The organism is Pseudomonas sp. C1C7, assembly GCF_013359595.1.
In the GTDB taxonomy this organism is placed as follows: Bacteria; Pseudomonadota; Gammaproteobacteria; order Pseudomonadales; family Pseudomonadaceae; genus Aquipseudomonas.
Genome location: NZ_JABFMP010000042.1, coordinates 12,156 through 38,203 on the forward strand (window position 1 = coordinate 12,156; position 26,048 = coordinate 38,203).

At 63.5% G+C, this 26,048-nt stretch carries 11 protein-coding genes; 8 read left to right on the forward strand and 3 right to left on the reverse strand.

Features of this window, described 5'->3' with window-relative positions; all coding sequences use genetic code 11:
• Both HNO86_RS25700 and HNO86_RS25705 read right to left on the reverse strand, forming a co-directional pair.
• A complete protein-coding gene (locus HNO86_RS25700) occupies positions 1 to 1,341 on the reverse strand; it encodes an HlyD family type I secretion periplasmic adaptor subunit (RefSeq protein WP_175379728.1) in 1,341 nt (446 codons plus the stop codon).
• Positions 1,342 to 1,347: 6 nt separating this feature from the next.
• Complete coding sequence (locus HNO86_RS25705) at positions 1,348 to 3,084, reverse strand: type I secretion system permease/ATPase (RefSeq protein WP_175379729.1); 1,737 nt, start codon at positions 3,082 to 3,084, stop codon at positions 1,348 to 1,350.
• A gap of 664 nt (positions 3,085 to 3,748) precedes the next feature.
• Here HNO86_RS25705 and HNO86_RS25710 point away from each other — a divergent pair.
• The 8 genes from HNO86_RS25710 to HNO86_RS25745 all read left to right on the forward strand — a co-directional run bounded on the left by HNO86_RS25710 (position 3,749) and on the right by HNO86_RS25745 (position 24,302).
• Positions 3,749 to 14,509: a peroxidase family protein gene (locus HNO86_RS25710; RefSeq protein WP_175379730.1), complete on the forward strand. Its 10,761-nt coding sequence runs from the start codon at positions 3,749 to 3,751 to the stop codon at positions 14,507 to 14,509.
• 255 nt (positions 14,510 to 14,764) lie between these two features.
• Positions 14,765 to 16,075, forward strand: a complete 1,311-nt coding sequence (locus HNO86_RS25715; protein WP_175379731.1) for an MFS transporter — start codon at positions 14,765 to 14,767, stop codon at positions 16,073 to 16,075.
• A gap of 23 nt (positions 16,076 to 16,098) precedes the next feature.
• Positions 16,099 to 17,322 carry a Zn-dependent hydrolase gene (locus HNO86_RS25720; protein ID WP_175379732.1) on the forward strand — a complete coding sequence of 408 codons (1,224 nt, stop codon included), beginning with the start codon at positions 16,099 to 16,101 and terminating at the stop codon, positions 17,320 to 17,322.
• Between the two features lie 124 nt (positions 17,323 to 17,446).
• On the forward strand, positions 17,447 to 18,472 hold the full coding sequence (locus tag HNO86_RS25725) for a histone deacetylase family protein (protein WP_175379733.1): 1,026 nt from the start codon (positions 17,447 to 17,449) through the stop codon (positions 18,470 to 18,472).
• 245 nt (positions 18,473 to 18,717) lie between these two features.
• Entirely contained in the window at positions 18,718 to 20,625 is a 1,908-nt protein-coding gene (locus HNO86_RS25730) for a sigma-54-dependent Fis family transcriptional regulator (protein ID WP_175379734.1), read from the forward strand.
• Positions 20,625 to 22,343 carry an ABC transporter ATP-binding protein gene (locus tag HNO86_RS25735; RefSeq protein ID WP_175379735.1) on the forward strand — a complete coding sequence of 573 codons (1,719 nt, stop codon included), beginning with the start codon at positions 20,625 to 20,627 and terminating at the stop codon, positions 22,341 to 22,343. Before HNO86_RS25730 ends, HNO86_RS25735 begins: the two co-directional genes overlap by 1 nt.
• Positions 22,333 to 23,010 carry a S8 family serine peptidase gene (locus HNO86_RS25740; protein ID WP_175379736.1) on the forward strand — a complete coding sequence of 226 codons (678 nt, stop codon included), beginning with the start codon at positions 22,333 to 22,335 and terminating at the stop codon, positions 23,008 to 23,010. The genes HNO86_RS25735 and HNO86_RS25740 overlap by 11 nt, the downstream gene beginning before the upstream one ends.
• A complete protein-coding gene (locus HNO86_RS25745; protein ID WP_175379737.1) occupies positions 23,007 to 24,302 on the forward strand; it encodes an FAD-dependent monooxygenase in 1,296 nt (431 codons plus the stop codon). The genes HNO86_RS25740 and HNO86_RS25745 overlap by 4 nt, the downstream gene beginning before the upstream one ends.
• Positions 24,303 to 24,441: 139 nt before the next feature.
• Here HNO86_RS25745 and HNO86_RS25750 read toward each other — a convergent pair whose 3' ends face one another.
• The gene (locus HNO86_RS25750) at positions 24,442 to 25,932 is read right to left on the reverse strand and encodes an aldehyde dehydrogenase (protein ID WP_175379738.1); all 1,491 of its coding nucleotides are present in this window, start codon (positions 25,930 to 25,932) and stop codon (positions 24,442 to 24,444) included.
• Positions 25,933 to 26,048 lie beyond the last annotated feature (116 nt).

The following is a 26,048-nucleotide window of genomic DNA, read 5'->3' on the forward strand; positions in this document are numbered from 1 at the left end:
TCATTGTTCCTTGAAGGAGCTGTCCACACGTTCGAGCATCGGTTTGAGAAGATAGCTCATCAAATTGCGCTCGCCAGTCTTGATGGTGACGCTGGCGGGCATGCCCGGGCGAATGTGATTGCTGCCCAGCAGATTCATGCCGTCGGAAGTGACCTCCACCTGGGCCAGATAGAAGGGTTGCTTGCTTTCCTCGTCCATCAGGCGGTCGGCGGAAATGGTTTTTACCCGGCCGGGAATGTTCGGCGTGCGGGCATGGTTGAAGGCCGGGAAGGAGATGTCCACGTCCAGGCCCGGGACCATCTTGTCGATGGCCTGCACGGGAATCATCGCGTCGACCTGCAGCGGTTCGTTGACCGGCACGATTTCCATGATCTTGAAGCCCGGCTGGATGATCCCGCCGACGGTGGCGATGCTCAAAGACTGGACCATGCCGTCGATGGGCGAGCGGATCACCGTGTGGGTCACTTCATAATCCAGCGCGCGCAGGCGGTCGGCCAGGGTGGTGTTTTCCTTGGCGGTATCGGTCAGCTGCGATTCGACTTCTTTCAGGTAATCGTGCTGGCGCTGCAGGATGCGTAATTTGATTTCGGTGGTCTGGCTGCGCACCCGGGCGATGTTGTTGAGGTTCTCGGCCTGGTTGGCGGAGAGGTCGGCATTGCTGCGTTCGAGTTCCAACAGGCGGTTGCGCGGCACATAACCTTCGGCCGCCAGGACGCGGGTGCCTTGCAGTTCCTGGTTGAGGAAATTGATCTGCGAAGCGCGGGCGCCATACACCTGTTGCAGGCCCTTGAGCTGCACCGCCGAGGCCGCGAGGTTTTCCTTGAGGATGCTGATCTCGCCGGCAAGACCGGCGCGCCGGGTGTCGAGCAGGCGCTGTTGCAGGTCCATGGCGGCCATGAGGCGATGGTCGCCCTGGTATCGGCTGAGCAGCTCGGGGTCGTAAGTCACCTCATCGCGATCGTCCCGCTCAGCTTCCAGGCGATTTTCCACGGTCTTGCTGACGATGTACTGGGCGCTGATCGCACCCTGTTCGGCGATGGCCCGCAGTGAATCGAGGCGCACCACCTCCTGGCCTTTTTTCACCACATCGCCTTCGCGCACGAGGATCGCTTCCACGGTGCCGCCGGTCAGGTGCTGCACCGCCTTGCGATTGCTGGTGACCTTGACCGTGCCGGTGGCGACCACACCGGCATCCAGCGGCGCCAGCCAGGACCACAGCAGGAAGCCGCCGAAGCCGGCGATCACCAGCCACATGCCCCAGATCGCGGGCCGGGCCGCGTTCAGATCCACCAGGCTCTTGGCGTCGGCGGGAATCATCTCGGTGTGTTGAGTCATCTGCATGATCAGTCACTCCCGTGCCTTGGCCGAAGCCAGCGGGGTCGGTGCGGCGGCAGGCATGACAGCGGCCTTGCGCAGCGCGGTGAATACTTCGTCGCGGGTACCGAGCATCTGCACGCCGCCGTCACGCAACATCAGCACTTTGTCGACGGCGCACAGTACGTTGGGACGGTGGGAAATCAGAATGACGGTGGCGCCGCGGTTCTTCAGTTCGGCCAGCGCGTCGACCAGGGCTTTTTCACCGACGTCGTCGAGGTTGGCGTTCGGTTCGTCCAGCACGATCAGATTGGGTTCGCCGTACAGCGCTCGGGCCAGGGCGATGCGTTGCTTCTGGCCGCCGGACAGCGGGCTGCCGTCGGTGTCCAGGCGGGTGTCATAGCCTTGGGGAAAGCGCAGGATCATCTCGTGGACGCCCGTGGCCTTGGCGGCGCGAATGACCGCATCGCTGTCCACTTCACCGAAGCGCGCGATGTTGTCGGCGATGGTGCCCTCGAACAGCTCCACGTCCTGTGGCAGGTAGCCGAGCCAGGGGCCGAGCTCGCTCTTGTTCCAGTTGAAGATGTCGGCGCCGTCCAGGCGCACCTTGCCGGCCTGCGCCGGCCAGACGCCCACCAACAGGCGGGCGAGGGTGGATTTGCCCGAAGCGGACGGGCCGATCACCCCAAGGCTTTCGCCCGGCACGAGGCTGACGCTGACGCCGCGCAGAATGGTGGTGTTGGTACCGGGGGCGCCGGCGTACACATTCTCCACGGCGACCATGCCTTGCGGCCGTTGCAGCGACATGCTCGGTGGCCGCCTCGGAAACTCGAACAGCATGTCGTTGAGCCGGCCCCAGGCCGAACGACAGCCCAGCAGTTGCTTCCAGGAGGCGATGACCTGTTCCACCGGACCCAGCGCGCGGCCGGTGAGGATCGAGCAGGCGATCATCATCCCCGGAGTGATCTTGCCTTCGATGGCCAGCAACGCACCGGCACCGAGGATCAGCGACTGCAGGGTGATGCGCACGAAGCGTCCGGTGCTGCTGATCAATGCGGCGCGGTCGGAGGCCAGGGTCTGCATTTCCAGAATGCGCAGATGACTCTGGAACCAGCGCTTGCTGATCGACGGCAACATGCCCATGGCCTCGATCACTTCGGCATTGCGCAGGTTGTTGTTGGCGTAGAGCGAAGAGGAGAGGGCGGCATGGTTGGCTTCGGCCAGCGGTTTTTGCGTGGCCTTTTCGGTGAGGTAAGCCAGAGCCACCAGAATCATCGAGCCTGCCAGCGTCAGCAGGCCGAGCAGCGGGTGAATCAGATAAGCCACGAACAGATAGATCGGCGTCCATGGCGCATCGAAGAACGCGAACAGGGCATTGCCGGTCAGGAACTGGCGAACCTGCGACAGGTCCTGCAGGGCCTGGGCCGGATTGCCGCCGGCGCGGCTGAGGTTGCGCTCGAAGGCAGCGGTGAAGATGCGTCGGTTGAGTTCCATGTCCAGGCAATTGCCGACCCGGATCAGCACACGGGTGCGGACCATTTCCAGGGTCGACATCAGCAGGAACAGACCGATGACCAGCACCGTCAGCATCGTCAGTGTGGTGACGTTGCGACTGACCAGTGCCCGATCGTAGACCTGCAACATGTACACGGCGGGTGTCAGCATCATGATGTTGATCACGCCACTGAACGCCGCCAGTGAGTAAAAACTGCGGCGCAAACGAAAGAGCGCATCTGCCAATTCGGAGCGAATGCTTGGCTGCTTTTGCATATGGCCCACCCCTCATCAAAGAGCCAGCTGCCCCTAATGTGCAACAGCTAACTAATGTCAAAAGTAACTCCTTCTCATTCGGGTCGCTCTGGTGGCGATACTCCGAAAGCGCTGCGTTGCTCCCATAAGCTGGAGCGTAGTTCCGGCGCGGTATTGTGAAATATCTTTTCGCTCTAAGGCCTCTCTCATCTTTCTATAAGTCTTTTGAAAACAGCTATTTGTCAGACTTAATGCCGATCGTCAGGTTTTACGCCATTGAATTGACAACCCTTTGCTATGGAACTTTAGTCTTATGTGTTGGGCGAGCCATCCGCCTGATGCCTGCCATCTTTCTGGCGGTGCGCTGTGAGGTGGTTTTCCCGCGGGAGCAGAACATGTCGATCATTTCGTTGGTTCGCAGAGTGAAGGGGCATTTCAGTACTTTCGCCTTTGCTTCCCGATTCCATGGCCCGCCAAGGGTTCTCTTTCGCTTTGCCTGATCGCTAAGCGAACGCTCATTTTTCGCAAATTCCAGGTGTGTATTCCGGGTGCCCGCTGACGGCCTTCCCGCGACAGCCTTCGCCTGAAAATTGATTCAAAAAACAAAACAAAAGCCAGCAACTGACGGGCGTGAGCGGTTATTCCGTTCAGTGCCCTTTTTCCGGATATAGCGAGGGAAATCAAAATGGCCAACTTCACCAAGGCGGACCTGGAGTTCATCCTCAAGCAGATCTTCATTGCCGAGGCCCATGCCAGGGGCGAAGATCTCACTGATCTGCTCCCAAACAGCCAGGTGCCATGGGGGCTGCGGACTGTCGACGGCAGCTACAACAACCTCGTCGCCGGACAAAGCGAGTTCGGCGCCTCGGACAATTCCTTTCTGCGTCTGCTCGATCCCCAGTATCAGTCGCCGGCGTACGCCGGTACCGGCAACGTGGTCGACCCGGCGCCACGGACCATCAGTAACCTGATCGTCGACCAGACCCCCAACAACCCGGCAGCGGTTGCCGCCAACGGTGGCGCACCGACGGTGATGAGCCCGGGCCTGGATGGCGTGTTCGGCACCGCCGACGACAAGCCGGTCTTTCTCATCCCCAACCAGTCGCCGGACGTTGGCCTGACCGCCAGCTTCAACGCCTGGATGACCTTTTTCGGCCAGTTCTTCGACCACGGTCTGGACCTGGTCACCAAAAGCAGCACGGCCATGGTGGTGGTGCCGCTGCAGCCGGACGATCCGCTGTTCGTACCGGGCAGTCCGACCAACTTCATGGTGCTGTCGCGTGCCGTGCATACCGCTGGCGCGGACGGTATCGTCGGGACCGCCGACGACGGCCAGCAGAACACCACATCGCCCTTCGTGGATCAGAGCCAGACCTACAGCTCGCACCCTTCGCACCAGGTATTCCTGCGTGAATACATGCTCAATGCAGCTGGCGAGCCCGTTGCGACCGGGCGCCTGATTACCAATCGCGACCTCGGCGCCGACGGCATATTCGGTACGGCCGATGATGGCGACGCCGAAAACGGCGGCATGGCGACCTGGGCTGTGGTCAAGGCCCAGGCCCGCGACATTCTCGGTATCAACCTGACCGACGCCGATGTGCACAGGGTGCCGTTGCTGCTGACCGATGACTACGGCAACTTCATCCCCGGCGCTAACGGTATGCCGCAAGTGGTGATACGTATCAGCAATGGCCCTGACGGCATCGCGGGGACCGCCGATGACGTCACGCAGCTGGTCGAAGGCAACCGGGCCTCACCGATCAGCCTGGCCAGCGCCATCAGCACCGGCCATGGCTTCCTCGACGACATCGCCCACAATGCCGAGCCGGTCATTACCGGCGGGGTTCTGCAAGCCGATGGCGACACCGATGTCGGCAATGCGCAACCACCGGGCCCTGGCGGCACCAACCTGACCTACGACAACGAACTGCTCGACGCCCACTACATCGCCGGCGATGGCCGGGCCAACGAAAACATTGGCCTGACCGCCGTGCACCATGTGTTCCACTCCGAGCACAACCGGCTGGTCCAGCAAACCAAGGACACCCTGCTGGCCGCTGGCGACGTCAACTTCCTCAATGAGTGGCTGGTCGATGATGTCGCCGCGATTCCAACCACGGCGGAAGGCATCGCCGCGCTGGTGTGGGACGGCGAACGCCTGTTCCAGGCTGCCAAGTTCGGTACCGAGATGCAGTACCAGCACCTGGTGTTCGAAGAATTTGGCCGGACCATCCAGCCACAGATCGACGAATTCCTCGCGCCCAACGGCTACGACACCTCGATCAATCCGGCCATCCTCGCCGAGTTCGCCCACGTGGTGTACCGCTTCGGGCACTCGATGCTGACCGAGACCGTCGACCGCTTCGATCCCGAGTTCAATCCACTGATCAACGATCCGGACAATCCGCAACTGGGCCTGATTGCCGCCTTCCTCAATCCGCTGGCATTCGCCAGCAGCGGTGCGACGGCGGATGAAGCCGCAGGCGCGATCATTCGCGGTGTGACCCGTCAGGTCGGCAACGAGATCGACGAGTTCGTCACCGAGGCGTTGCGCAACAACCTGCTGGGGCTGCCACTCGACCTGCCGGCCCTGAACATTGCCCGCGGTCGCGATACCGGTATTCCCACGCTGAACGAAGCGCGCCGCGAGTTCTTTGCAATGACCGGCGACAGCCAACTCAAGCCGTACATCAGTTGGGTTGACCTGCTGGAACACCTCAAGCACCCCGAATCGCTGGTCAACTTCATTGCAGCCTACGGCACCCACGGCGCATTGACCGCGGCTGACGTCAATACCGTGGACGAGAAGCGTGCGGTTGCCGCTGCGCTGGTCCTGGGTGGCAGCGCGGTGATCAACGTCGGTACCCCTGAAGAGCGTGTCTTCACCGCCAATACGGCCGATCGCCTGGCATTCCTCAACAGTGAGGGCATCTACGCCATGGTCAATGGCGTCACCACCACCGGCGTCGATGACATCGACCTGTGGGTCGGTGGTCTGGCCGAAGAGAAAATGCCGTTCGGCGGCATGCTCGGCTCGACCTTCAACTTCGTGTTTGAAACTCAGATGGAGGCCCTGCAGAACGGTGACCGGTTCTACTACCTGTCACGTACCGCGGGGCTGGATTTCGGCGCCGAGCTTGAGAACAACTCGTTCGCCAAGTTGATCATGCTCAACACCGATGTCGCCCACCTGTCGAACACCGTGTTCCTGACGCCAACCTTTACCCTCGAGGTCGATCAGACCAGGCAATACACTGGCCTGGGCGCGGATGGCCGCGCCGATCCGACGGGCGGCCTGGAAATCAACGGCGTGGAAATCGTGCCGCTGGTGATTCGCGACAACCCCGACACCCCCGGCGCCGACACCAACTTCCTGCACTACACCGGGGAAGACCATGTCGTGCTTGGCGGTACCGCCGGCAATGACATCATCATTTCCGGTGACGGCGACGACACTCTCTACGGTGACGAGGGCAACGACCGCCTCGAAGGCGGCGCCGGTAACGATGCGGTGCTCGGTGGCGACGGCGATGACATCATCACCGACGCCTTCGGCGACAACCGTCTGGAAGGCAACGGCGGCAACGACGTGATCATCGCCGGCGCCATGCTTGTCGGGGGCAACCTGATCCTGGGCGGCGACGGACAGGACTTCATCGTCACCACCGAAGACATCACCACCACCTTCGGTGGCAAGGGTGACGACTTCATCCTCGGTGCCAAGACCAACCTGCCACCGACCGGTAACGAAGGTGACGACTGGATCGAGAAGGGCACCCAGGACGGTGCGCCCGGCGATAACTTCTCGCCATTGCTCAATGACGATGTGATCGGCAACGACATCTTCGTCGGCGGCGGTGGCTTCGACGAAATGATCGGCGAGGGTGGCGATGACATCTTTGTCGGCAGCGATGCCCAGGACAAGATGGACGGCATGTCCGGCTTCGACTGGGTGACCTACAAGAATGACAAGATCGGCGTGACCGTCGACCTGAGCCTGGCCGCGCTGGCGCAGCCACATGGCAACGCGCCAAACCAGAACGCCGGGGTGTTCAATCCGGTCGGCGCCTCGCCGGCCTCGATCCTCGACCGCTTTGCCGAGGTCGAAGGGGTGTCCGGTTCGCAATTCGGCGATGTGATCAAGGGCGATGACGTCGATGCGGTCACCATCCTCAACCACGGCGGTACCACGGGCAGTGCGCTGACCAATGTGGACCTCATTAACGGTCTGCGGCAGTTGCTCATCGATGCCGGCTTGCCCACCACCGGTTTTGCCACCGGCAACATTCTGCTGGGTGGCAATGGCAGCGATTTGATCGAGGGCCGGGGGGGCGATGACCTGATCGAGGGTGACAAGTGGCTCAATGTCAGGATCGCGGTCTATGCCCCGGGCGACACCAACCATACCGGTCCGGAAATCGCCTCGTTCAACAGCATGGAAGACATGATCTCTCTCATGCTCAACGGCACCTATAACCCCGGTCAGCTCAAGGCCGTACGGGAAATCCTGCCCGGCACCTCGACCGGCGGGGCGGCGTTCGACACCGCGATTTTCTCCGGGCTTCAGAGCGAGTACACGGTTACTCAGGACACCCGCGGCACCGCCAGTCTGGCGGACGATGTATGGACAGTGACAGACACCGTCGCCGGTCGCGACGGCACTGACACCCTGCTGCACATCGAACGCCTGCAATTCGCCGATGGCCAGCGAGTGCTGGTGCCCGGGCTCAACGCACAGCCGGTTGGCAGGCCGACCATTACCGATGTCAACGCCGGAGCAATCACCGTAGGCGACATGCTGACCGTCAGCGTCGCCGGCGTCACCGATGCCAACAACCCCGGAGGCAGTCTCGCCAACTCCTCGGTGTCCTACTACTGGCAGTTCGAGGCCGATCCGGGCAGCGGCGTGTTCGAAGACATCATCCTGCTGCCGGCCGGCGACCTGGCGTTCCAGAGCGCCGACGGCACGTCGTTCAAGGTCTCTCCCGACCTTGCCGGCTTGTCGCTGCGGGTCAAGGCGATTTACCAGGATGCCCATGGCACCACTGAAATCGTGTTCTCGCAGCCAACTGCCGCGGTAGTGCCCGGCGCACCGGTGGTACCGACCACGCCGACGTCCGTGGTCGATGCCAGTGAGGGAGGCGCGGGGCTGCACATGGTGCGCTCCGACCTCAACTTCATCCTCGCGCAGATCAAGATTGCCGAGGCTGATGCGGCTGGCGCGGACATCCTCTCGCTGATCCCCAACATCCGCGCGCCGCTGGGCTTGCGCACGGTCGACGGGTCGAACAACAACCTGATGAACCTCAACGGCAACGACCACACCGAATTCGGTGCCGCCGATAACACCTTCCCGCGCATCAGTGATCCGGTGCTCAATCCGGCGGAGGCGGGAACCTCATATACGCAAAACAGCGGCCTGGTGATCGACTCGCAACCGCGCACCATCAGTAACCTGATCGTCGACCAGACGGCGAACAACCCGGCGGCCTATGCCAACGCATACGACCCCGGCGCGGACGGGGTGCTCAATTTCGGCATACCGGCCGGCCAGCCAGGCAATGACGATGTGCTCAAGGATGGCGTGCGGATAGTCGCCAGCCCCGGCCTGGATGGTCAGTTCGGTACCGGCGACGACCGCGACGTGTACCTGTTCGAGAACACCGCGCCGGATGCCGGACTGTCGGCACCGTTCAACGCCTGGATGACCTTCTTCGGGCAGTTCTTCGATCACGGTCTGGATCTGGTTACCAAAGGCGGTTCGGGTACGGTCTTCATTCCTTTGAAAGAGGATGATCCGTTGTTCGTCGACGGCAGCCCCACCAACTTCATGGTGCTGACCCGTGCGACCAACCAGCCAGGCGCCGACGGCGTACTTGGCACGGCCGACGACATCCATGAGCACACCAACACCACCTCGCCGTTCGTGGACCAGAACCAGACGTACAGCTCGCATCCGTCGCACCAGGTATTCCTGCGCGGATACGTGATGACGGACGACGGCCCCATTGCCACCGGCCGACTGATCACCAACCGGGATCTGGGCGACGATGGCAAGTTCGGTACCTCGGACGACACCGAAATCGGCGGCATGGCCACCTGGAAAGTGGTCAAGGCGCAGGCCCGTGACATTCTGGGCATCAACCTGACCGACGCCGATATCGACAGCGGCCCGCTGCTGGCGACCGACGCCTATGGCAACTTCATCAAGGGGCCGAACGGCTTCCCGCAAGTGGTCATTCGGGTCAATAACGGCGCGGATGGCATTGCCGGTACCGCCGACGACGTCACCACCCTGGTCGAAGGCAATCCGCTCAATCCGGTCAACCTGACGAACGCAGTCCGTACCGGCCATGCCTTCCTCAACGACATTGCTCACAATGCCGTGCCGGTCATTTCCGGTGGGGTTCTACAGGCTGATGGCGACACGCTTGTCGGCAATGATCAACCGGTCGGCCCGGGCGGGAACAACACGACCTACGACAACGAACTGCTGGATGCGCACTACATCGCTGGCGACGGCCGGGTCAACGAGAACATCGGCCTGACCGCCGTGCACGCGATCTTCCACTCCGAGCACAACCGCCTGGTCGCCCAGACCAAGGACACCGTGCTCGATTCCGGTGACGTGGCCTTCCTCAACGAGTGGCTGCTCGATCCGGTTGCTGCGATGCCGGTCAATCAGGCTGAGATCGACGCACTGGTGTGGAATGGCGAGCGCCTGTTCCAGGCCGCCAAGTTCGGTACCGAGATGCAGTACCAGCACCTGGTGTTCGAGGAATTCGCGCGGACCATCTCCCCGAACGTCGACCTGTTCTTCGCCCCGACCCAGGTCTACGACGTGGACCTCGATCCTTCGATCGTCGCCGAGTTCGCCCACACCGTGTACCGGTTCGGCCACTCGATGCTGACCGAGACCGTCGATCGCTTCGATGTGAATTTCGACGTGATCAGCGATCCGAACAGCGCCAACCCCGACCAGCAACTGGGCTTGATCGCGGCGTTCCTCAATCCGCTGGCGTATGCCGCCAGTGGCGTGACGCCAGAGGACGCGACCAGTGCCATCGTGCGCGGGGTCACGCGCCAGGCCGGTAACGAAATCGACGAGTTCGTCACCGAGGCGCTGCGCAACAACCTGTTGGGCCTGCCACTGGATCTGCCGGCGATCAACATCGCCCGTGGCCGCGACGTGGGGATTCCCTCGCTCAACGCGTTCCGCCGCGACATCTACAGCCAGACCGGCGACACCCAGATGAAGCCGTACACCAGCTGGGTCGACCTGGTGCAGCACCTCAAGCATCCGGAGTCGTTGATCAACTTCATCGCGGCTTACGGCACTCACAGCACGATCACCGGGGCCACCACCCTGGAAGCCAAACGTGCCGCGGCGATCATGCTGGTGTTCGGTGATGGCGGGGTGAATGAACCGACTGACCGCCTGGCCTTCCTCAACGGCACCGGCGCCTGGGCCAATGGCGTCAACGGCGTGACGATCACCGGTGTCGATGCCATCGACATGTGGATCGGCGGCCTGGCCGAAGAGAAAAATCCGTTCGGCGGCATGCTCGGCACGACCTTCAACTTCGTGTTCGAGAACCAGCTGGAAAAACTCCAGGACGGCGACCGCTTCTACTACCTGGAACGTACTGCCGGCCTGTCGATGAACGCCGAGCTTGAAAGCAACTCGTTCGCCAAGCTGATCATGGCCAACACCTCGGCCACGCACTTGCCGGGCCTGGTGTTCTCCGATCCGGGCTACTACCTGGAAGTCGATCAGGGCAAGCAGTTCAACGAAGGCCTGGGCAACGCCGACCCGCTCAGCGAAAACAACCAGCAAGTGGTGTTCCGCGATAATCCGCTGACAGCGGGGCCGGACACCAACTACATCCGCTACACCGGCGATCAGCACATCGTGATGGGTGGTACCAACAATGCCGACATCCTCATCGCCAGTGAAGGCGACGACACCGTCTGGGGCGATGGCGGCAACGATCGCATCGAAGGCGGCGACGGCAACGACCAGCTGCGTGGCGGTGCCGGCGACGACATCATCACCGACGCGGGCGGCGACGATAACATCCAGGGCGGCGACGGCAACGACGTGCTCCACGGTGGTAACGGCGTCAACCTGATCATTGGCGGGTTCGGCAACGACTTCATCATCACCGGTGAAGACGCCTCCGAAGCCATTGGCGGCCAGGGCAATGACTTCATCCTGGGCAGCAAGGCCAACGAACAGGACATGGGTAACGAAGGCGACGACTGGATCGAGAAGGGCACCTCCGACGGTGCACCTGGCGACAACTTCGATCCGTTGGGCAACGACCCGATCATCGGCAACGATGTCTTCATCGGCGGCAACGAGAACGACAAGTTCAACGGTGAAGGCGGCGACGACATCATGGTCGGCAGCCTGGGCTTCGGCGACCGCTACATCGGTGGCTCGGGCTATGACTGGGCAACCTTCAAGGACCTGGCCCAAGGCGTCTCCATCGACTACACCGACCGCTTCTTCGATGTTCCGAAGGTGCCCGGCTCGGGAGCCTCGGCGCTGGTGCGGTTCGACATCATGGAAGGTCTGTCGGGTTCGTCCCACGGTGACTTCCTGCGCGGCGACAACGAGGACTCGACCTCGCTGCCTACCGCCGGTGCCAACGGCAGCGTGTTGACCAACATCGGCCTGATCAACGGGCTGTCCAGCCTGCTGCCAGCCGGCGCGACGTTCTTCGATGGCGGCAACATCATCCTCGGTGGCAGCGGCAGCGACCTGATCGAAGGTCGCGGCGGTGACGACATCATTGATGGTGACAAGTGGCTGAACGTACGCATCAGCGTGCGGCAGAACATTGATGGCACAGGTCCCGAAATCGCCTCGTTCAACAGCATGGAGCCGATGGTGCCGCTGATGCTCAACGGTACCTACAACCCCGGCCAGCTGGTCATCGTGCGGGAGATCCTGACCGGCAACGACCGCTATGACACCGCGGTGTACTCCGGTCTTGCCGATGAGTACCAGGTCACTGTGCAGGGCAACACTGTCATCGTTACCGACACGGTCGTCGGCCGTGATGGCGTCGATCGCCTGACCGGCGTCGAACGGCTGCAGTTCGCAGACCGTGCGCAGGCCTCTGGCGTGGGCACCGCTGTCAACGCCGGCCCCACCGGGAACCTGGCGATCCTCGACGATGCCACTGGCGTGCGGGACGATACGCCGGTCGCCGGCCAGTTGCTGCGGGTCAGCAATCTGTCGGTGCGCGACGCGGACAATGTCACGGCGGCCAACCCGACCGGTGCGGTAACCGGTCCGGTGGCCTACTACTGGCAGGTCGAGAACATTGCCGGTTCCGGCGTCTACGAAGACATCACCGTTGTCGCCGCCGGCGAGGCATCGCGGGCGACTGGCACCACCTACCGGGTGACGGATGATGTGGCGGGCCTGAACATCCGCGTGCGCGCGGTGTATGAGGATGCCAAGGGCACCCTGGAGATCGTCGACTCCAGGCCCAACAGCGCGGCGTCCGCAGCGCCAACCGTGACAGGGCTGGCGACGCAGAACCAGGTGTTGACCGTTAACCCGGCCACCATCGTCGATGTCGATGGCCTGAGCAATCCGCAGTTCACCTTCCAGTGGCAGATGACCAACGGAGTGACCTTCGTCAACATCCCGGGTGCCACCGGTACCACGCTCACGCTCGGCCAGGCTCAGGTCGGCACGCAGGTGCGCGTGGTGGTCAGCTACGTGGATGACTTCGGTGTGCACGAAACCGTTCCATCGGATGCAACCGATCCGGTGGCCAACGTCAACGACGCACCGACAGGCTTGCCGCTGATCAGCGATACCACGCCGGATCAAGGGCAGGTGCTGACCGCAGTGACCGCAGGGATTGCCGACGCGGACGGGCTCGGAACCTTCAGCTACCAATGGCAGCAAGGTACCGGCGTTAGCTTCACCAACATCAATGGCGCGACCAATGCGACCTTCACCCCGGGTTCGGCGCAGGGCAACCTGCAACTGCGGGTGATCGTGCGCTACACCGACGGCTTCGGCACGCTGGAAACGCTGACCTCGGCGGCTACGGCAGCGGTGGTGGTACCGGCCGGTGTGGTCCTGACGGGCACCAATGCGGCCAACACCCTCACCGGCGGTGCGGGCGCGGACGTGATACTTGGGCTTGGTGGTGCCGATACGCTCAATGGCCTGGGCGGTAACGACCAGCTGTTCGGTGGTACTGGCGCCGACGTCCTCAACGGGGGAGACGACAACGACACCCTCAATGGTGAGGATGGCGCCGACACGCTCAACGGTGGTCTGGGTGCGGATGTGATGAACGGTGGTGACGGCAACGACACCTTTGTGGTCGACAACGTCGGCGACATCGTCAACGAAGCCGCCAATAACGGTACCGATCTGGTGCAAACCACTCTGACGAGCTACCTGCTCGGTGCCAACGTCGAAAACCTGACCTACACCGGCACGGGCAATTTCACCGGCACTGGTAACGCTCTGGCCAACACCCTCACCGGCGGGGTCGGCAACGACCTGCTCAACGGCGGTGTGGGGGCCGACCGGATGGTGGGCCTGGCCGGCAACGATACCTACGTCGTCGATAACAACGGCGACGTGGTGGTCGAAGCGGCGGGCGGTGGTACGGATACCGTGCAGACGGCGCTGGGCAACTACTCGTTGAGCAACAACGTCGAGAACCTGCTCTACACCGGCGCCGGCAACTTCGTCGGTACAGGCAACGGCTCAAACAACGCCATTACCTCCGGAGCGGGTAATGACACCCTCAACGGCGGTGGCGGCGACGACATCCTCACCGGCAACGGTGGCAGCGACACCCTCAACGGCGACGGCGGCAACGACCAGCTGTTGGGCGGTCTCGGCATCGATGTTCTCAACGGCGGCGCGGGTGACGACACCCTTGACGGCGGTGACGGCGACGACGCCTTGAACGGTGGCGCAGGCAACGACTCGCTGCTGGGTGGGCTGGGCAACGACAACCTGGACGGCGGTAACGGCAACGATATCCTCGACGGTGGTGCCGGCAACGACACCGTGCTCGGCGGTGTCGGTGACGATACCTTGCTGGGCGGCATCGGCAATGACTTCATTGACGGCGGAGCCGGCAACGATACTGTCACCGGTGGTGCGGGGAACGACACGATGGTTGCCAGTACCGGCAACGACATCTTCAGGTTCTCCGCAGGCTTCGGAACCGATCAGATCATCGGCTTCGACGCCAACCCGGCAGGCGGCCAGGACCGGCTCGACATCACGGGCCTGAACATCACCGCGGCAACCTTTGCCGCCAACGTCACCGTCACCGATGTCGGTGCCGATACGCTGCTCAGCTTCGCGGGAGCAACGGACACCATTCGACTGGTGGGCGTGGGTGATGCGACGACCGTGACAGCCACGGACTTCATTCTGGCAACCTGAGGTGTTGATCGATCCTGTTACGGCAGGTAGATGAAAGAAGAAGGGAGGGCATTGGATGCTCTCCCTTTTTTTATGGGCGAATGATCGTTTGCCGTAGCAGGCACTTATTATAAGTCTGCTTAATAATCCGCATAACAAATAGAAAATTGACTAATCATCCCCCGGAACAAAAAATCCTCCCCACACCGCGCCACCAGAGCGCCCCTGATTCGCCGTTTCTCTCCTGCCAGAAAAATAACCAAAGGAGCCCGACCCATGAAGCCTCAAGCTTCGTCCCAGCCGCGCCGTGCGGCAGCTGCTGCCTTCATTGGCACGATGATCGAGTGGTACGACTTTTACATTTACGCCACCGCCGCCGCGCTGGTGTTCGGTGCGCTGTTCTTTCCTTCAGACGACCCGTTGTTCAGTACCATGGCGGCGTTCGGCACCTTTGCCGTGGGCTTTTTTGCGCGGCCGTTGGGCGGGATTGTCTTTGGGCATATCGGCGACCGTATCGGGCGCAAGAAGTCGTTGATCATCACGCTGTTGATGATGGGCGTGGTCACCGTGTGTATCGGCTTGCTGCCGACCTACGCGCAGATCGGCGCCACCGCGCCAGTGCTGCTGATCCTGCTGCGCATCGTCCAGGGCATCGCCGTGGGTGGCGAGTGGGGCGGGGCGGTGTTGATGGCCGGCGAGCATGCGCCTAAAGGTCGACGCAACTTCTTCGCCTCGTTCGCGCAACTGGGCAGCCCGGCGGGTTTGATCCTGTCGCTGCTGGCGTTCAGCGCCGTCACCCGGTTGCCGGAAGAGGACCTGATGAGCTGGGGCTGGCGCCTGCCGTTCCTCGCCAGTTCGTTGTTGCTGCTGGTGGGCCTGGCGATTCGCCTGGGGGTCAATGAGTCGCCGCAATTCCTCGCCAGCCGCGAGCAGGCGATCAAGAACACCCGCAAGGAACAGGCGCCGGTCATGGAAGTGCTGCGCACCGCATGGCGTCCGCTGTTGCTGTGCATGGGTGCCAACACCTTGGGCATCGCCGGGGTGTATTTCACCAACACCTTCATGATCGCCTACACCACCCAGCAGCTGGCGCTCCCACGCTCCCTGATCCTCGAGTGTCTGTTCTTTGTCGCGATCATTCAGTTCTGCATCCAGCCGCTGGCGGCGTGGATCGCCGAAAAAATCGGTGCGACCCGCTTTCTGTGCCTGGTGTCGCTGCTGGCCATGGCCTCGCCGTACCCGATGTTCGTGCTGGTCAGCTCGGCCCAGGCGCCGCTGATCATCCTCGGCATCGCCCTGGCGGTGGTGTGCATGGCGTCCTTCTATGCGGTGATCGCCGGCTATGTGAGCGGCATGTTCGAAACCCGGGTGCGCTACACCGCGATCTCCCTGGCCTATCAGATTTGCGGCGCGGTGGCCGGTGGCCTGACGCCGCTGATCGGCACGATGCTGGCGCACAAGTTCGCCGGCCAATGGTGGCCGATGGCGGTGTTCTACAGCCTGATCGCCGCGACTTCGCTGATTTGTGTCCTGTCCCTTGCCCGTCGCCATGCCCGCGCCGAACGCGTGGAACTGGCCAACGCGTGATCAACCGTTTTCTGGAGAAACCCATGTTGAAAATTAATGGCGAACGCCTGTGGGCGAGTCTGATGGCGATGGCGGAAATCGGTGCCACCGCCCGTGGCGGCAGCTGCCGTCTGGCTCTGAGCGACGAGGACAAGGCCGGTCGTGAACTCTTTGCCCACTGGTGCCGCGAAGCCGGCATGACCCTGAGCGTGGATGCCATCGGCAACCTGTTCGCCCGTCGCGAAGGCACCGACCCGGACGCCGCGCCGGTGATGATGGGCAGCCACCTCGACACCCAGCCCGAAGGCGGTCGCTTCGATGGCGTTTACGGCGTGCTGGCCGGTCTGGAAGTGGTGCGTTGCCTCAACGATCTGGGCATCCAGACCCGCAAGCCGCTGGAAGTGGCGGTGTGGACCAACGAGGAAGGCGCACGCTTCACCCCGGCGATGTTCGGCTCGGCGGTGTTCACCGGGATCATGGAGCTGGACGCCGCGCTGGCGGTCCGCGATGCCGACGGCATCAGCGTCGCCGAGGCCTTGCAGCGTTGCGGTTATGAAGGCGAGCGTCCGCTGGGTGGCGCGGTGGATGCGTACTTCGAGGCACACATCGAGCAGGGGCCGATTCTTGAGGACAACGCCAAGAGCATCGGCGTGGTCAGCGGTGGCCAGGCGATTCGCTGGCTGGACGTGCGCGTCGAAGGCATGGCCGCCCATGCCGGCACCACGCCCATGCCACTGCGCAAGGATGCCCTGTACGGTGTCGCGCGGATGATTCAGGCCATTGAAGGCCTGGCCACCGATTTTGCCCCCGAAGGCCTGACCACCGTGGGCGAGTTGAGCATCAACAAGTCCTCGCGCAACACCATTCCGGGGTTGGTGAACTTCACCGTCGACCTGCGCCACCACCGCGACGACGCCATCGCCGCCATGGAGCAACAGGTGCGTGCACGGCTGCAGGCCATTGCCGACAACCGCGGCCTGAACCTGACCATCACCCCGCACTGGATCAGCCCGGCCACGCCGTTCGACGCCGAATGCGTGGCAGCGGTTCAGCAGGCGGTGGATGGCCTGGGCTACGCTCAGCAATCGATCGTCAGCGGCGCGGGGCATGATGCGATTCACCTGGCGCGCTACTGCCCGACGGCGATGGTGTTCATTCCGTGCGTGGGTGGGTTGAGTCATAACGAGGCTGAGGATGTGTTGCCCGAGGATGTGCGGCAGGGGACGGATGTGTTGCTCAATGCCGTGCTTTCTCGAGCCAACCAATAAACCCACCTGACTCTATAAAACTTTTGAGGCAGGACATGTAGCAGCAGGCCGCCCATCACCACAAGTACTCATCGCCGATGGATTTTGTGTTTAACGTATTTTTTAGCCGACGGGAACCAACCCCATGCGCAGTTTTTTCCACCCCGAACAATTGCTCCACCACCCACGCAGCTACTATTCCCGCGGCCAGATGCGCACCCCTCAGGAAGTCCCCGAGCGCGCGCAGCGTCTGGTCCAGGCTTCGCACTCGCTGGGTTTTTCCGTCGAACAACCTGCCGACGCCGGCCTCGACCCGCTGCTGGCCGTCCACGGCGCGCCCTATCTGGCATTCCTCAAGGAAGCCCACCAACGCTGGAAGGAAGTCCCCGAGGACTGGGGCGACGAGGTCATGTCCAACATCTTCGTCCGCGAGCCCAACGCCCTGCGCGGCATCCTCGCCCAGGCCGCCCGTTACCTGGCCGACGGCAGTTGCCCGGTGGGCGAGCAAACCTGGCGTTCGGCCTACTGGTCGGCGCAAAGCGCGATAGCCGGCGCCCGGGCCCTGCTCGATGGCGAACCCGCCGCCTACGCCCTGTGCCGTCCGCCTGGACACCACGCCCGGGCCGAGGCCGCGGGTGGCTTCTGTTATGTGAACAACGCGGCGGTGGCAGCCCAGGTGTTGCGTGGCAAATTCGACAGGGTCGCGGTGCTCGACACCGACATGCACCACGGCCAGGGCATCCAGGAAATTTTCTACGACCGCGACGACGTGCTCTATGTCTCGGTGCACGGCGATCCGACCAACTTCTATCCGGGGGTCGCCGGCTTCAACGATGAGCGTGGCGTCGGCGCGGGCGAGGGCTTCAACCTCAACCTGCCGATGGCCCACGGTGCCAGCGAGGCGGATTTCCTCGGGCAGCTGGACGTGGCCTTGCAGGCCGTGACCGACTTCGGTGCCGAGGTACTGGTGCTGTCGTTGGGCTTCGACATGTATGAACTCGATCCGCAGAGCAAGGTGGCGGTGACCCGCGAAGGCTTTTCCACACTGGGCGAGCGGATTCGCAGCCTTGGATTGCCGTGCCTGATCGTGCAGGAGGGGGGGTATCACCTGGAGAGTCTGGAGGACAATGCGCGGGCGTTTTTTGTGGGGCCTGAGGTGTGGAAGCTCTAAATTGATCGGCGCCCGGTAAACCGCTTTCGCCAGCAACCCCGCTCCCACATTGTCCGGTGTTGAACGCCTGTTTTCGGTTCAACCCGGTCCAGTGTGGGAGCGGGCTTGCTCGCGAAGAACGATAATGCGATCCACCTGCCGAAACACAAGCGCTCTACGGCACTTGCCAGCCCCCTGACGTTAACGTCAAGATGGCTCTGGGCGCCGATGTATCAAGGCGCAGGGCGGACGACCCGGAGCGCTTGATGACGCTGATAAAAACAAACTCCCCCAAACTGCACCGCGAAGCCCGGCTGGCCCGGGAAAAACTGCACCTGGAAGGCGAAGTGCCGGACGGCGTGCTGCGCGCGGAAATCGATGCGTCCTGGCGACGCAGCCTCAGCCACGGCGTGCATTTCAACGCCAAGCACGAGCTGGCGCTGGAATCGGGCGCCAGCCTCGACGTGCTGCTGGCCAGCAACCGTCTGCTGATCGACGCCGCCTTGCCCGCCATCGATTACCTGGCCGAACGCCAGGGCAAGGAAGGGCTGATCATCCTCGCCAACTCCGACGCCACCATCCTCGCCGTCGAAGGCCGCGCCGACCGCCTCAAGGGCAGCGGCCTGCAAGACATCACCCTCGGCGCCTGCTGGAGCGAAGCCGCCCGCGGCACCAACGCCCTGGGCACCGCACTGGTCGAAGCCCGGCCGACCCTGATCGATTGCGGCGAACATTACCTGGATCGCCTCAGTGATTTTTCCTGCACCTCGGTGCCGATCCATTGCCCTCAGGGCGACATCCTCGGCGTGCTCGACCTGACCCGCGAAGGCCCGCTGGGGCGCGCCCACGACAGCACCGCGCTGCTGGCCATGGCAGTCAGCCAGATCGAAAGCCGGGTGTTCAACGCCAGTTACCCTGACGAAATCGTCCTGGCCTTTCACAGCCGTCGCCAATACCTCGAATCCCCCTGGCAGGGCCTGCTGGCGGTGAGCCTCGGCGGGCAGATCCTCGCCGTCAGCGCCCAGGCCTGTCAGTTGCTGCATGCCGAGCGCTCGGCACTGGTGGGCCGGCGCTGCGAAGAGTTTCTCGGCGTCGATGGCCTGCAATTGCTGGCGCGCCTGCATCAGGGCGGTGCCGGCAGCCTGCAGACCGCCAAGGGCGAGTTCTTCTACAAAACCCTGCGCGCGCCGCAGCGTGCCCTCAACGTCGGTACGCCACCGCGTACGCCGGCCAAACCGGCCAAAACAGCCCAACCGGACCTCGAATCCCTGGCCGGCAGCAACGAGCGTTATGCCCGCGCCCTGCGCATGGCCCGCCAGGGCCTGGCCAATCAGTTGCCGGTGTTGCTACTGGGGGAAACCGGCACCGGCAAGGAAGTCATCGCCCGGGCCCTGCACATGGCCGGCAGCCGCTGCGACAAACCCTTCGTCGCGGTGAACTGCGCGGCGATTCCCGAAGGCCTGATCGAGTCGGAACTGTTCGGCTACCGCGAAGGCGCGTTCACCGGTTCGCGCCGGGGCGGCATGGTCGGACGCCTGCAACAGGCCCACGGCGGCACGCTGTTCCTGGACGAAATCGGCGACATGCCCCTGGCCCTGCAAGCTCGCCTGTTGCGCGTGTTGCAGGACCGCAAGGTCGCGCCGTTGGGCGCCGGCGAAGAGCAGGACATCGACGTCGCCCTGATCTGCGCCACTCACCGCGACCTCAAGCGACTGGTGGAAGACAAACATTTCCGCGAAGACCTGTTTTACCGCGTCAACGGCATCAGTGTGATGCTCCCGGCCCTGCGCGAGCGCGAGGATTTCAGCGCGCTGGTCGGCCGCCTGCTGACGCGGCTCGAAGCGCCGACCGTGGTGCTGCATGACGACCTCAGTCGCCTTCTCGGCAACTACCACTGGCCGGGCAACATCCGTCAGTTGGAGATGGTCCTGCGCACCGCGCTGGCCATGCGCGAAGCGGGTGAGACCGTGCTGACCCTGGATCACTTGCCCGACAGCATGCTCGACGAGTTGACCGCCACCGAGCGGCCGCAGTCCGGCAGTATCCGTGAAAACGAACTGGAGATGATCCGTCAGTCTCTGGACAACCATCAGGGCAACGTTTCGGCCGCCGCCGACGCCCTGGGCATCAGCCGTGCGACCCTGTATCGCAAGCTCAAACAGTTGCGTTCGTGATGCGCCGCCTGATCGTTCGGCTGATCGACAGCCAGAACCCCGAAGTCCTGCACGCCTCGTTGCAGTGGCTCTACGGTTTCGTGCGCCCCCATCGGCTGGCGATCGCCGGCTTGCTCGGGCTTTCGGTGTGCGCCTCGGCGCTGGTGCTGGTGCAGCCATGGCTGACCAAACTGTTGATCGACGATGGCCTGCTGGCGCGCAATTTCCCGATGCTGGTGTTGATCGCCGTGCTGATGATCGTCGCCGGCTTGCTCGGTACGGCGCTGTCGGGGATCAACCGCTACCTGCACACGCGGCTGTCCGGGCGCATGCTGTTCGCCCTGCGCGATGACCTTTATCGCCACTTGCAGACCCTGTCCCCAAGCTTCTACGGCCAGCGACGCATCGGCGATCTGATGTCGCGCCTTGACGGCGACGTCGCGGAAATCCAGCGCTTTGCCGTGGACTCGCTGTTCTCGGCGGTGTCCAGCGTGATCGGCTTGGTCGTTGCCGTGGCGATGCTGCTGACCCTGTCCTGGAAACTGTCGCTGCTGGCGCTGGTGCTGATTCCCCTCGACGTGCTCTGGCTGCGCTGGATGCGGCGCAAGGTCGAGCGCGACGTGCGGCAGCTGCGCGAACGTTCGGCGGACATGTCGTCGTTCATGGTCGAGACCCTGCCGGTGATGAAATTCATCCAGTCCGCCGGCCAGCAACAGCGCGAGGCGCGGCGCCTGGAAAGCCTGGGCCAGGGCTACATGAGCCAATTGCTGCGCCTGCAGGTCACCGAGTTTTTCACCCAGGCCGTACCCGGCACCCTGACGTCGCTGTCCCGGGCCTGCGCCTTCCTGATCGGCGGTTACTGGGTGGTGCAGGGCACCTGGCAACTGGGGGCGCTGATCGCGTTTTCTACCTATCTGGGCATGGCGGTGGGACCGGTCCAGAGTCTGCTCGGGCTCTACGTGGCGATTCAGCGCATGACCGTCAGCCTCGGGCGGGTGATGGAGTTGCGCGGCGAGCAGCCGACTGTACTCAGCCCAGACATGCCCCAGCCGATGCCCGGCTCCGGCGAGCTGCGTTTCGAGGATGTGCACTTCAGTCATCCCGGTCGCTCGACCACGTTGCGCGGGATCGAGGCACGGATTCCCTACGGTCTGAAAGTCGCCCTGAGCGGCGGCTCCGGCGTCGGCAAATCGACCCTGATCGATCTGCTGCAACGCCACCACGACCCGCAATCGGGGCGCGTGCTGCTGGGGGAGGTGGATGTGCGCGAGCTGGATCTGTTCCAGTTGCGTCGACGCATCGCCGTGGTCAGCCAGGACATTGTGCTGTTCCGCGGCAGCCTGGCCGACAACCTCGCCTACGCGGTGCCCGACGCCAGTCGCGAAGCGATTGCCGAAGTGGCGCGCATGGCCCAGCTCGACAGCCTGATCGAATCCTTGCCCGAAGGCCTCGACAGCCCGTTGGGCGAGCGCGGCCAGCAGTTGTCCGGCGGGCAGAAACAACGCATCGCCATTGCCCGCGCGCTGTTGCAAGACCCGTTGATTCTGGTGCTCGACGAAGCGACTTCGGCGGTGGATGAAGCCACCGAACGGGAGGTGATCGAGGCCATCGACCGGCTGTTTGCCGAGCGCACGCGGATTCTCATCAGCCACCGTCCCTCGACCCTGGCCGATGCCGACCTGCGCTTCGAATTGCTCGACGGCGTGCTGATTTCAAAGACGGTGCTGCATGAAGCCTGAGTTGCGCATCGGCGTGGTGGACAGCGGACATTCGGCGGCGCAGCGGGTGCAGGTGATGGCCGGTCGGCGCTTTTCGCTGGTGGAGGACGGTCTGGCCGAAAGCGACTTGCGCGACGATCCGCTGGGCCACGGCAGCGCGGTGATCGAAGCCATCGGCCGGCGTGCGCCATCGGCGTTGTTTTGCGTAGCCCAGGTGTTCGACCAGCGGGGCGTGACCAGCGCCCTGCAAATCGCCACGGCGATTGACTGGCTGGTGGCGCAGGACGTGCGCCTGATCAACCTCAGCCTCGGATTACGCCAGGATCGCAGCCTGTTGCGGGCCGCCTGCGCGGCGGCGGTGGAGCGCGGGGTCCTGCTTTGCGCATCGAGCCCGGCCCAGGGCGAAGGGGTGTACCCGGCGAATTATCCACAGGTGCTGCGGGTCACGGGCGATGCGCGCTGCGCCGAACTCGAATGGTCCTGGCTCAACAGCGCCCAGGCGGATTTCGCCGCCTGTGTGCACGGCACTTATCCGGGGCAGTCCGGGGCGAGCCTGGGGTGCGCGGCGCTGAGCGGGCACATCGCGGCGTTCCTGGTGGAGCAGCCCGAGGCGGGTAATCAACAGGTCATCGACTATCTGCGGGACAACGCCCGTTATCGCGGTCCCGAACGGCGCTACGGACCATGACGCGCATCGTGATTCTCGGCGCGGGACCGGCGGGCGCGGCGGTGGCGTTGGGCCTGCGGCGTCTGGGCTATACGGTGACCCTGATCAGCGAGTGGCGACGCTTTGCCGCGCTGGAAGGGGTTTCCCAACGAGTGCTGGAAGCGCTGCGCGGGGCAGGGCTGCATCACGGGCTGGCGCAGGCGATCCTGCCGTCGCAGCGACAGGTCAACTGGAACGGCCAGCAGCACGCACAGAACGTCGAGTTTCTGCTGGATCGCCCGACCTTCGATCGCGGCCTGCGTGAAGACTTGCGTGGGGCCGGGGTCGAGCTGATCGAGGGCCGGGTGCTCTCGGTGCACAGCGCTGCGACAGAACATCGAATCGACATCGATGGACGCGAGCCGCTGATCGCCGACTTTCTGGTGGAAGCTCGCGGTCGCCAGGCGCCAGCCCTCGGCAAAGGACTGCGCGGACCGGAAACGGTCAGCCTGCTCAATCGCTGGCAAGCCACGCCGGGCATCACCGCCAGCGCCGTGGAAAGCCTCGCGGACGGCTGGGCCTGGATGGCACGGCGGGCCGACGGCCAGTGTTATTGGCAATGGACCGTGGACGTGGCCAGCGCCGACCTGCCGGGCAAGTCGCAGCTGCTCGACTATTGCCGGCAACGGCGTCAGGCATCGCTGTTGGCTCAAAGCTTTTTCGGCGGCGAACCCGAAGTCGACCTGCAACTGCACGCTCGCAGTAGCACTGCGATCCTCAACCCCCAGGTGTGCGGTGAAAACTGGATTCGCATCGGCGATGCGGCAATGGCCGTGGACCCGCTGTCGGGCAATGGCATCTTTCAATCACTGTCCTCGGCGCTGCAGGCGCCGACGGTGATCAACACCCTGCTGCGCAAACCCGAGCGCAGAGCACTGGCCCAGCGTTTTCATCAGCAGCGGGTGGAGCAGCTGTTCCTGCGCTTCGCAAGGATTGGCCGGGACTTCTATGCCGATGAGCAGCGCTGGCAGGACTTGCCGTTCTGGCAGGCGAGGCGGCAATGGCCGGACGCCGAAATCGCCCACGCCGAGGCGGATTTCCAGGCGCTGCGCATCGAACGGGCGCCGGTATTGCGCGATGGGTTCGTCGATGAGGCCGAAGTGGTGATCACCGCGGATCAGCCGTTGGGGATCTGGCATGTGCAGGGGGTTGAGCTGGCGCCGTTGGTGCGGCGGCTGCGCAGTGAGCCGGCGGGGCAGGTGTTGGCGGGGTTGACGGTGGAGCAGGGGAGGATGGTTCGTAGTTGGTTGTTGGGGCAGGGGTTCAAGCCCTGAGCTTTGCATTGGCTGATCTGGCGCCATCGCGGGCAAGCCCGCTCCCACAGGTTTTTGGGTGATTATTGAATCTTCGACATCACACCGTTCACTGTGGGAGCGGGCTTGCCCGCGATGGCGCCAGTAAGGGCGCAGCCAATTAAAGCTTGATCAACACCGACTTAAGCTCCGTGTAATGCTCAATCGCCGCATACCCCATCTCCCGCCCAACACCTGACATCTTGTACCCGCCAAACGGCAGCGCCGGGTCCAGGGCGCTGTGGCAGTTGACCCACACTGAGCCGGACTTGATCCGCGGGATCATGCGGTGCACCGCCGCCAGGTCGTTGGACCAGATGCTTGCGCCCAGGCCGTAAGGGCTGTCGTTGGCCAGGCGCAGGGCCTCGGCTTCGTCATCGAACGGAATGGCCACCAGCACCGGGCCGAAGATTTCTTCCTGTACCAGCGAATGCTTCTGATCGACGTCGACGATCACCGTCGGCTTGACGAAGAAGCCCGGGCCGAACTGTTCGCCGCCGCAGGCGATGGTCGCGCCGCTTTCCCGGCCTTTTTCGATGTAGCCGTAGACCCGCTCCTGCTGGCGCGCGGAAATCAGTGGCCCCATTTCCACGCTCGGGTCCAGCCCGTTGCCCAGCTTCATTGCGTTGGCGATACCGGCGATGTCCGCCACCACGTTGTCGAAATGCTTGCGCTGCACATACAGGCGCGAACCGGCGCAGCACACCTGGCCCTGATTGAAGAAGATCGCGCTGGCGGCACCGGCGGCGGCACTCGACAGATCGGCGTCGGACATGACGATGGTCGGCGACTTGCCGCCCAGTTCCAGGGTGACCCGGGTCATGGAGTCCATGGCGATCTTGCCGATCTGCTTGCCCACGGCGGTGGAGCCGGTGAAGGTCAATTTGTCCACCAACGGGTTGTGGGTCAGGGCGGAGCCGGCGGTGATGCCGGTGCCGGTGACCACGTTGAACACGCCTTCGGGGTAACCGGCTTCCTGCACCAGTTCGGCGAGTTTCAGCGCGGTCAGCGGGGTTTCATCGGCGGGTTTGAGCACCACGGTGCAACCGGTGGCCAGGGCCGGGCCGAGTTTCCAGCAGGCCAGCAGCAGCGGGAAGTTCCAGGCGACGATGGCACCGACCACGCCCACCGCTTCGCGACGGATGAAACTGTGGAACTGATCGTTGGGCATCAGCGGCGCCGAGACATCGACGGTGGAGCCTTCAATCTTGGTCGCCCAACCGGCCATGTAACGCAGGAAGTCGATGGCCAGTTGCACGTCCATCACCTGGGCGACGGCGGCGCTCTTGCCGTTGTTCAGGCATTCCAGTTGCGCCAGCAGCTCGGCGTCGCGCTGCATCAGGTCGGCGAGTTTCCACAACAGGTTCTGCCGCTCCCGCGGACGGGTACGGGTCCAGGCCGAATCATCGAATGCCTGGCGCGCGGCGAGCACCGCGCGATCGACATCCTCCGGCGTAGCCCTTGGCACCACGCACAGCACTTCACCGGTGGCCGGGTTGTGCAGGGGCATGGTCTGGCCATCGGCGGCCTCGACCCAGTCACCGCCAATGAGCATGCGCGGAGCGCGCTGGATAAACGCCGTCGTGGCGGGAAGCAGGTTTGGGAGCGACATGTTGAAACCTCGTCTTGTTCGTGTGCCGAGGTCTTTCGCAATGGCTGTGCCAGTTGTGGATTTGTGCGCCGAGAGCCCGAGCGGGCGGGGCTGGCGAGTTTTTTCGGGATCGGCAG

Bases quoted from the DNA above. Each gene is read 5' to 3' on its own strand.
- HNO86_RS25710 (WP_175379730.1), top strand. From the start codon at position 3,749: ATGGCCAACTTCACCAAGGCGGACCTGGAGTTCATCCTCAAGCAGATC.
- HNO86_RS25730 (WP_175379734.1), top strand. From the start codon at position 18,718: ATGACGCTGATAAAAACAAACTCCCCCAAACTGCACCGCGAAGCCCGG.
- HNO86_RS25700 (WP_175379728.1), bottom strand. From the start codon at position 1,341: ATGCAGATGACTCAACACACCGAGATGATTCCCGCCGACGCCAAGAGC.
- HNO86_RS25725 (WP_175379733.1), top strand. From the start codon at position 17,447: ATGCGCAGTTTTTTCCACCCCGAACAATTGCTCCACCACCCACGCAGC.
- HNO86_RS25745 (WP_175379737.1), top strand. From the start codon at position 23,007: ATGACGCGCATCGTGATTCTCGGCGCGGGACCGGCGGGCGCGGCGGTG.
- HNO86_RS25750 (WP_175379738.1), bottom strand. From the start codon at position 25,932: ATGTCGCTCCCAAACCTGCTTCCCGCCACGACGGCGTTTATCCAGCGC.
- HNO86_RS25740 (WP_175379736.1), top strand. From the start codon at position 22,333: ATGAAGCCTGAGTTGCGCATCGGCGTGGTGGACAGCGGACATTCGGCG.
- HNO86_RS25735 (WP_175379735.1), top strand. From the start codon at position 20,625: ATGCGCCGCCTGATCGTTCGGCTGATCGACAGCCAGAACCCCGAAGTC.
- HNO86_RS25720 (WP_175379732.1), top strand. From the start codon at position 16,099: ATGTTGAAAATTAATGGCGAACGCCTGTGGGCGAGTCTGATGGCGATG.
- HNO86_RS25715 (WP_175379731.1), top strand. From the start codon at position 14,765: ATGAAGCCTCAAGCTTCGTCCCAGCCGCGCCGTGCGGCAGCTGCTGCC.
- HNO86_RS25705 (WP_175379729.1), bottom strand. From the start codon at position 3,084: ATGCAAAAGCAGCCAAGCATTCGCTCCGAATTGGCAGATGCGCTCTTT.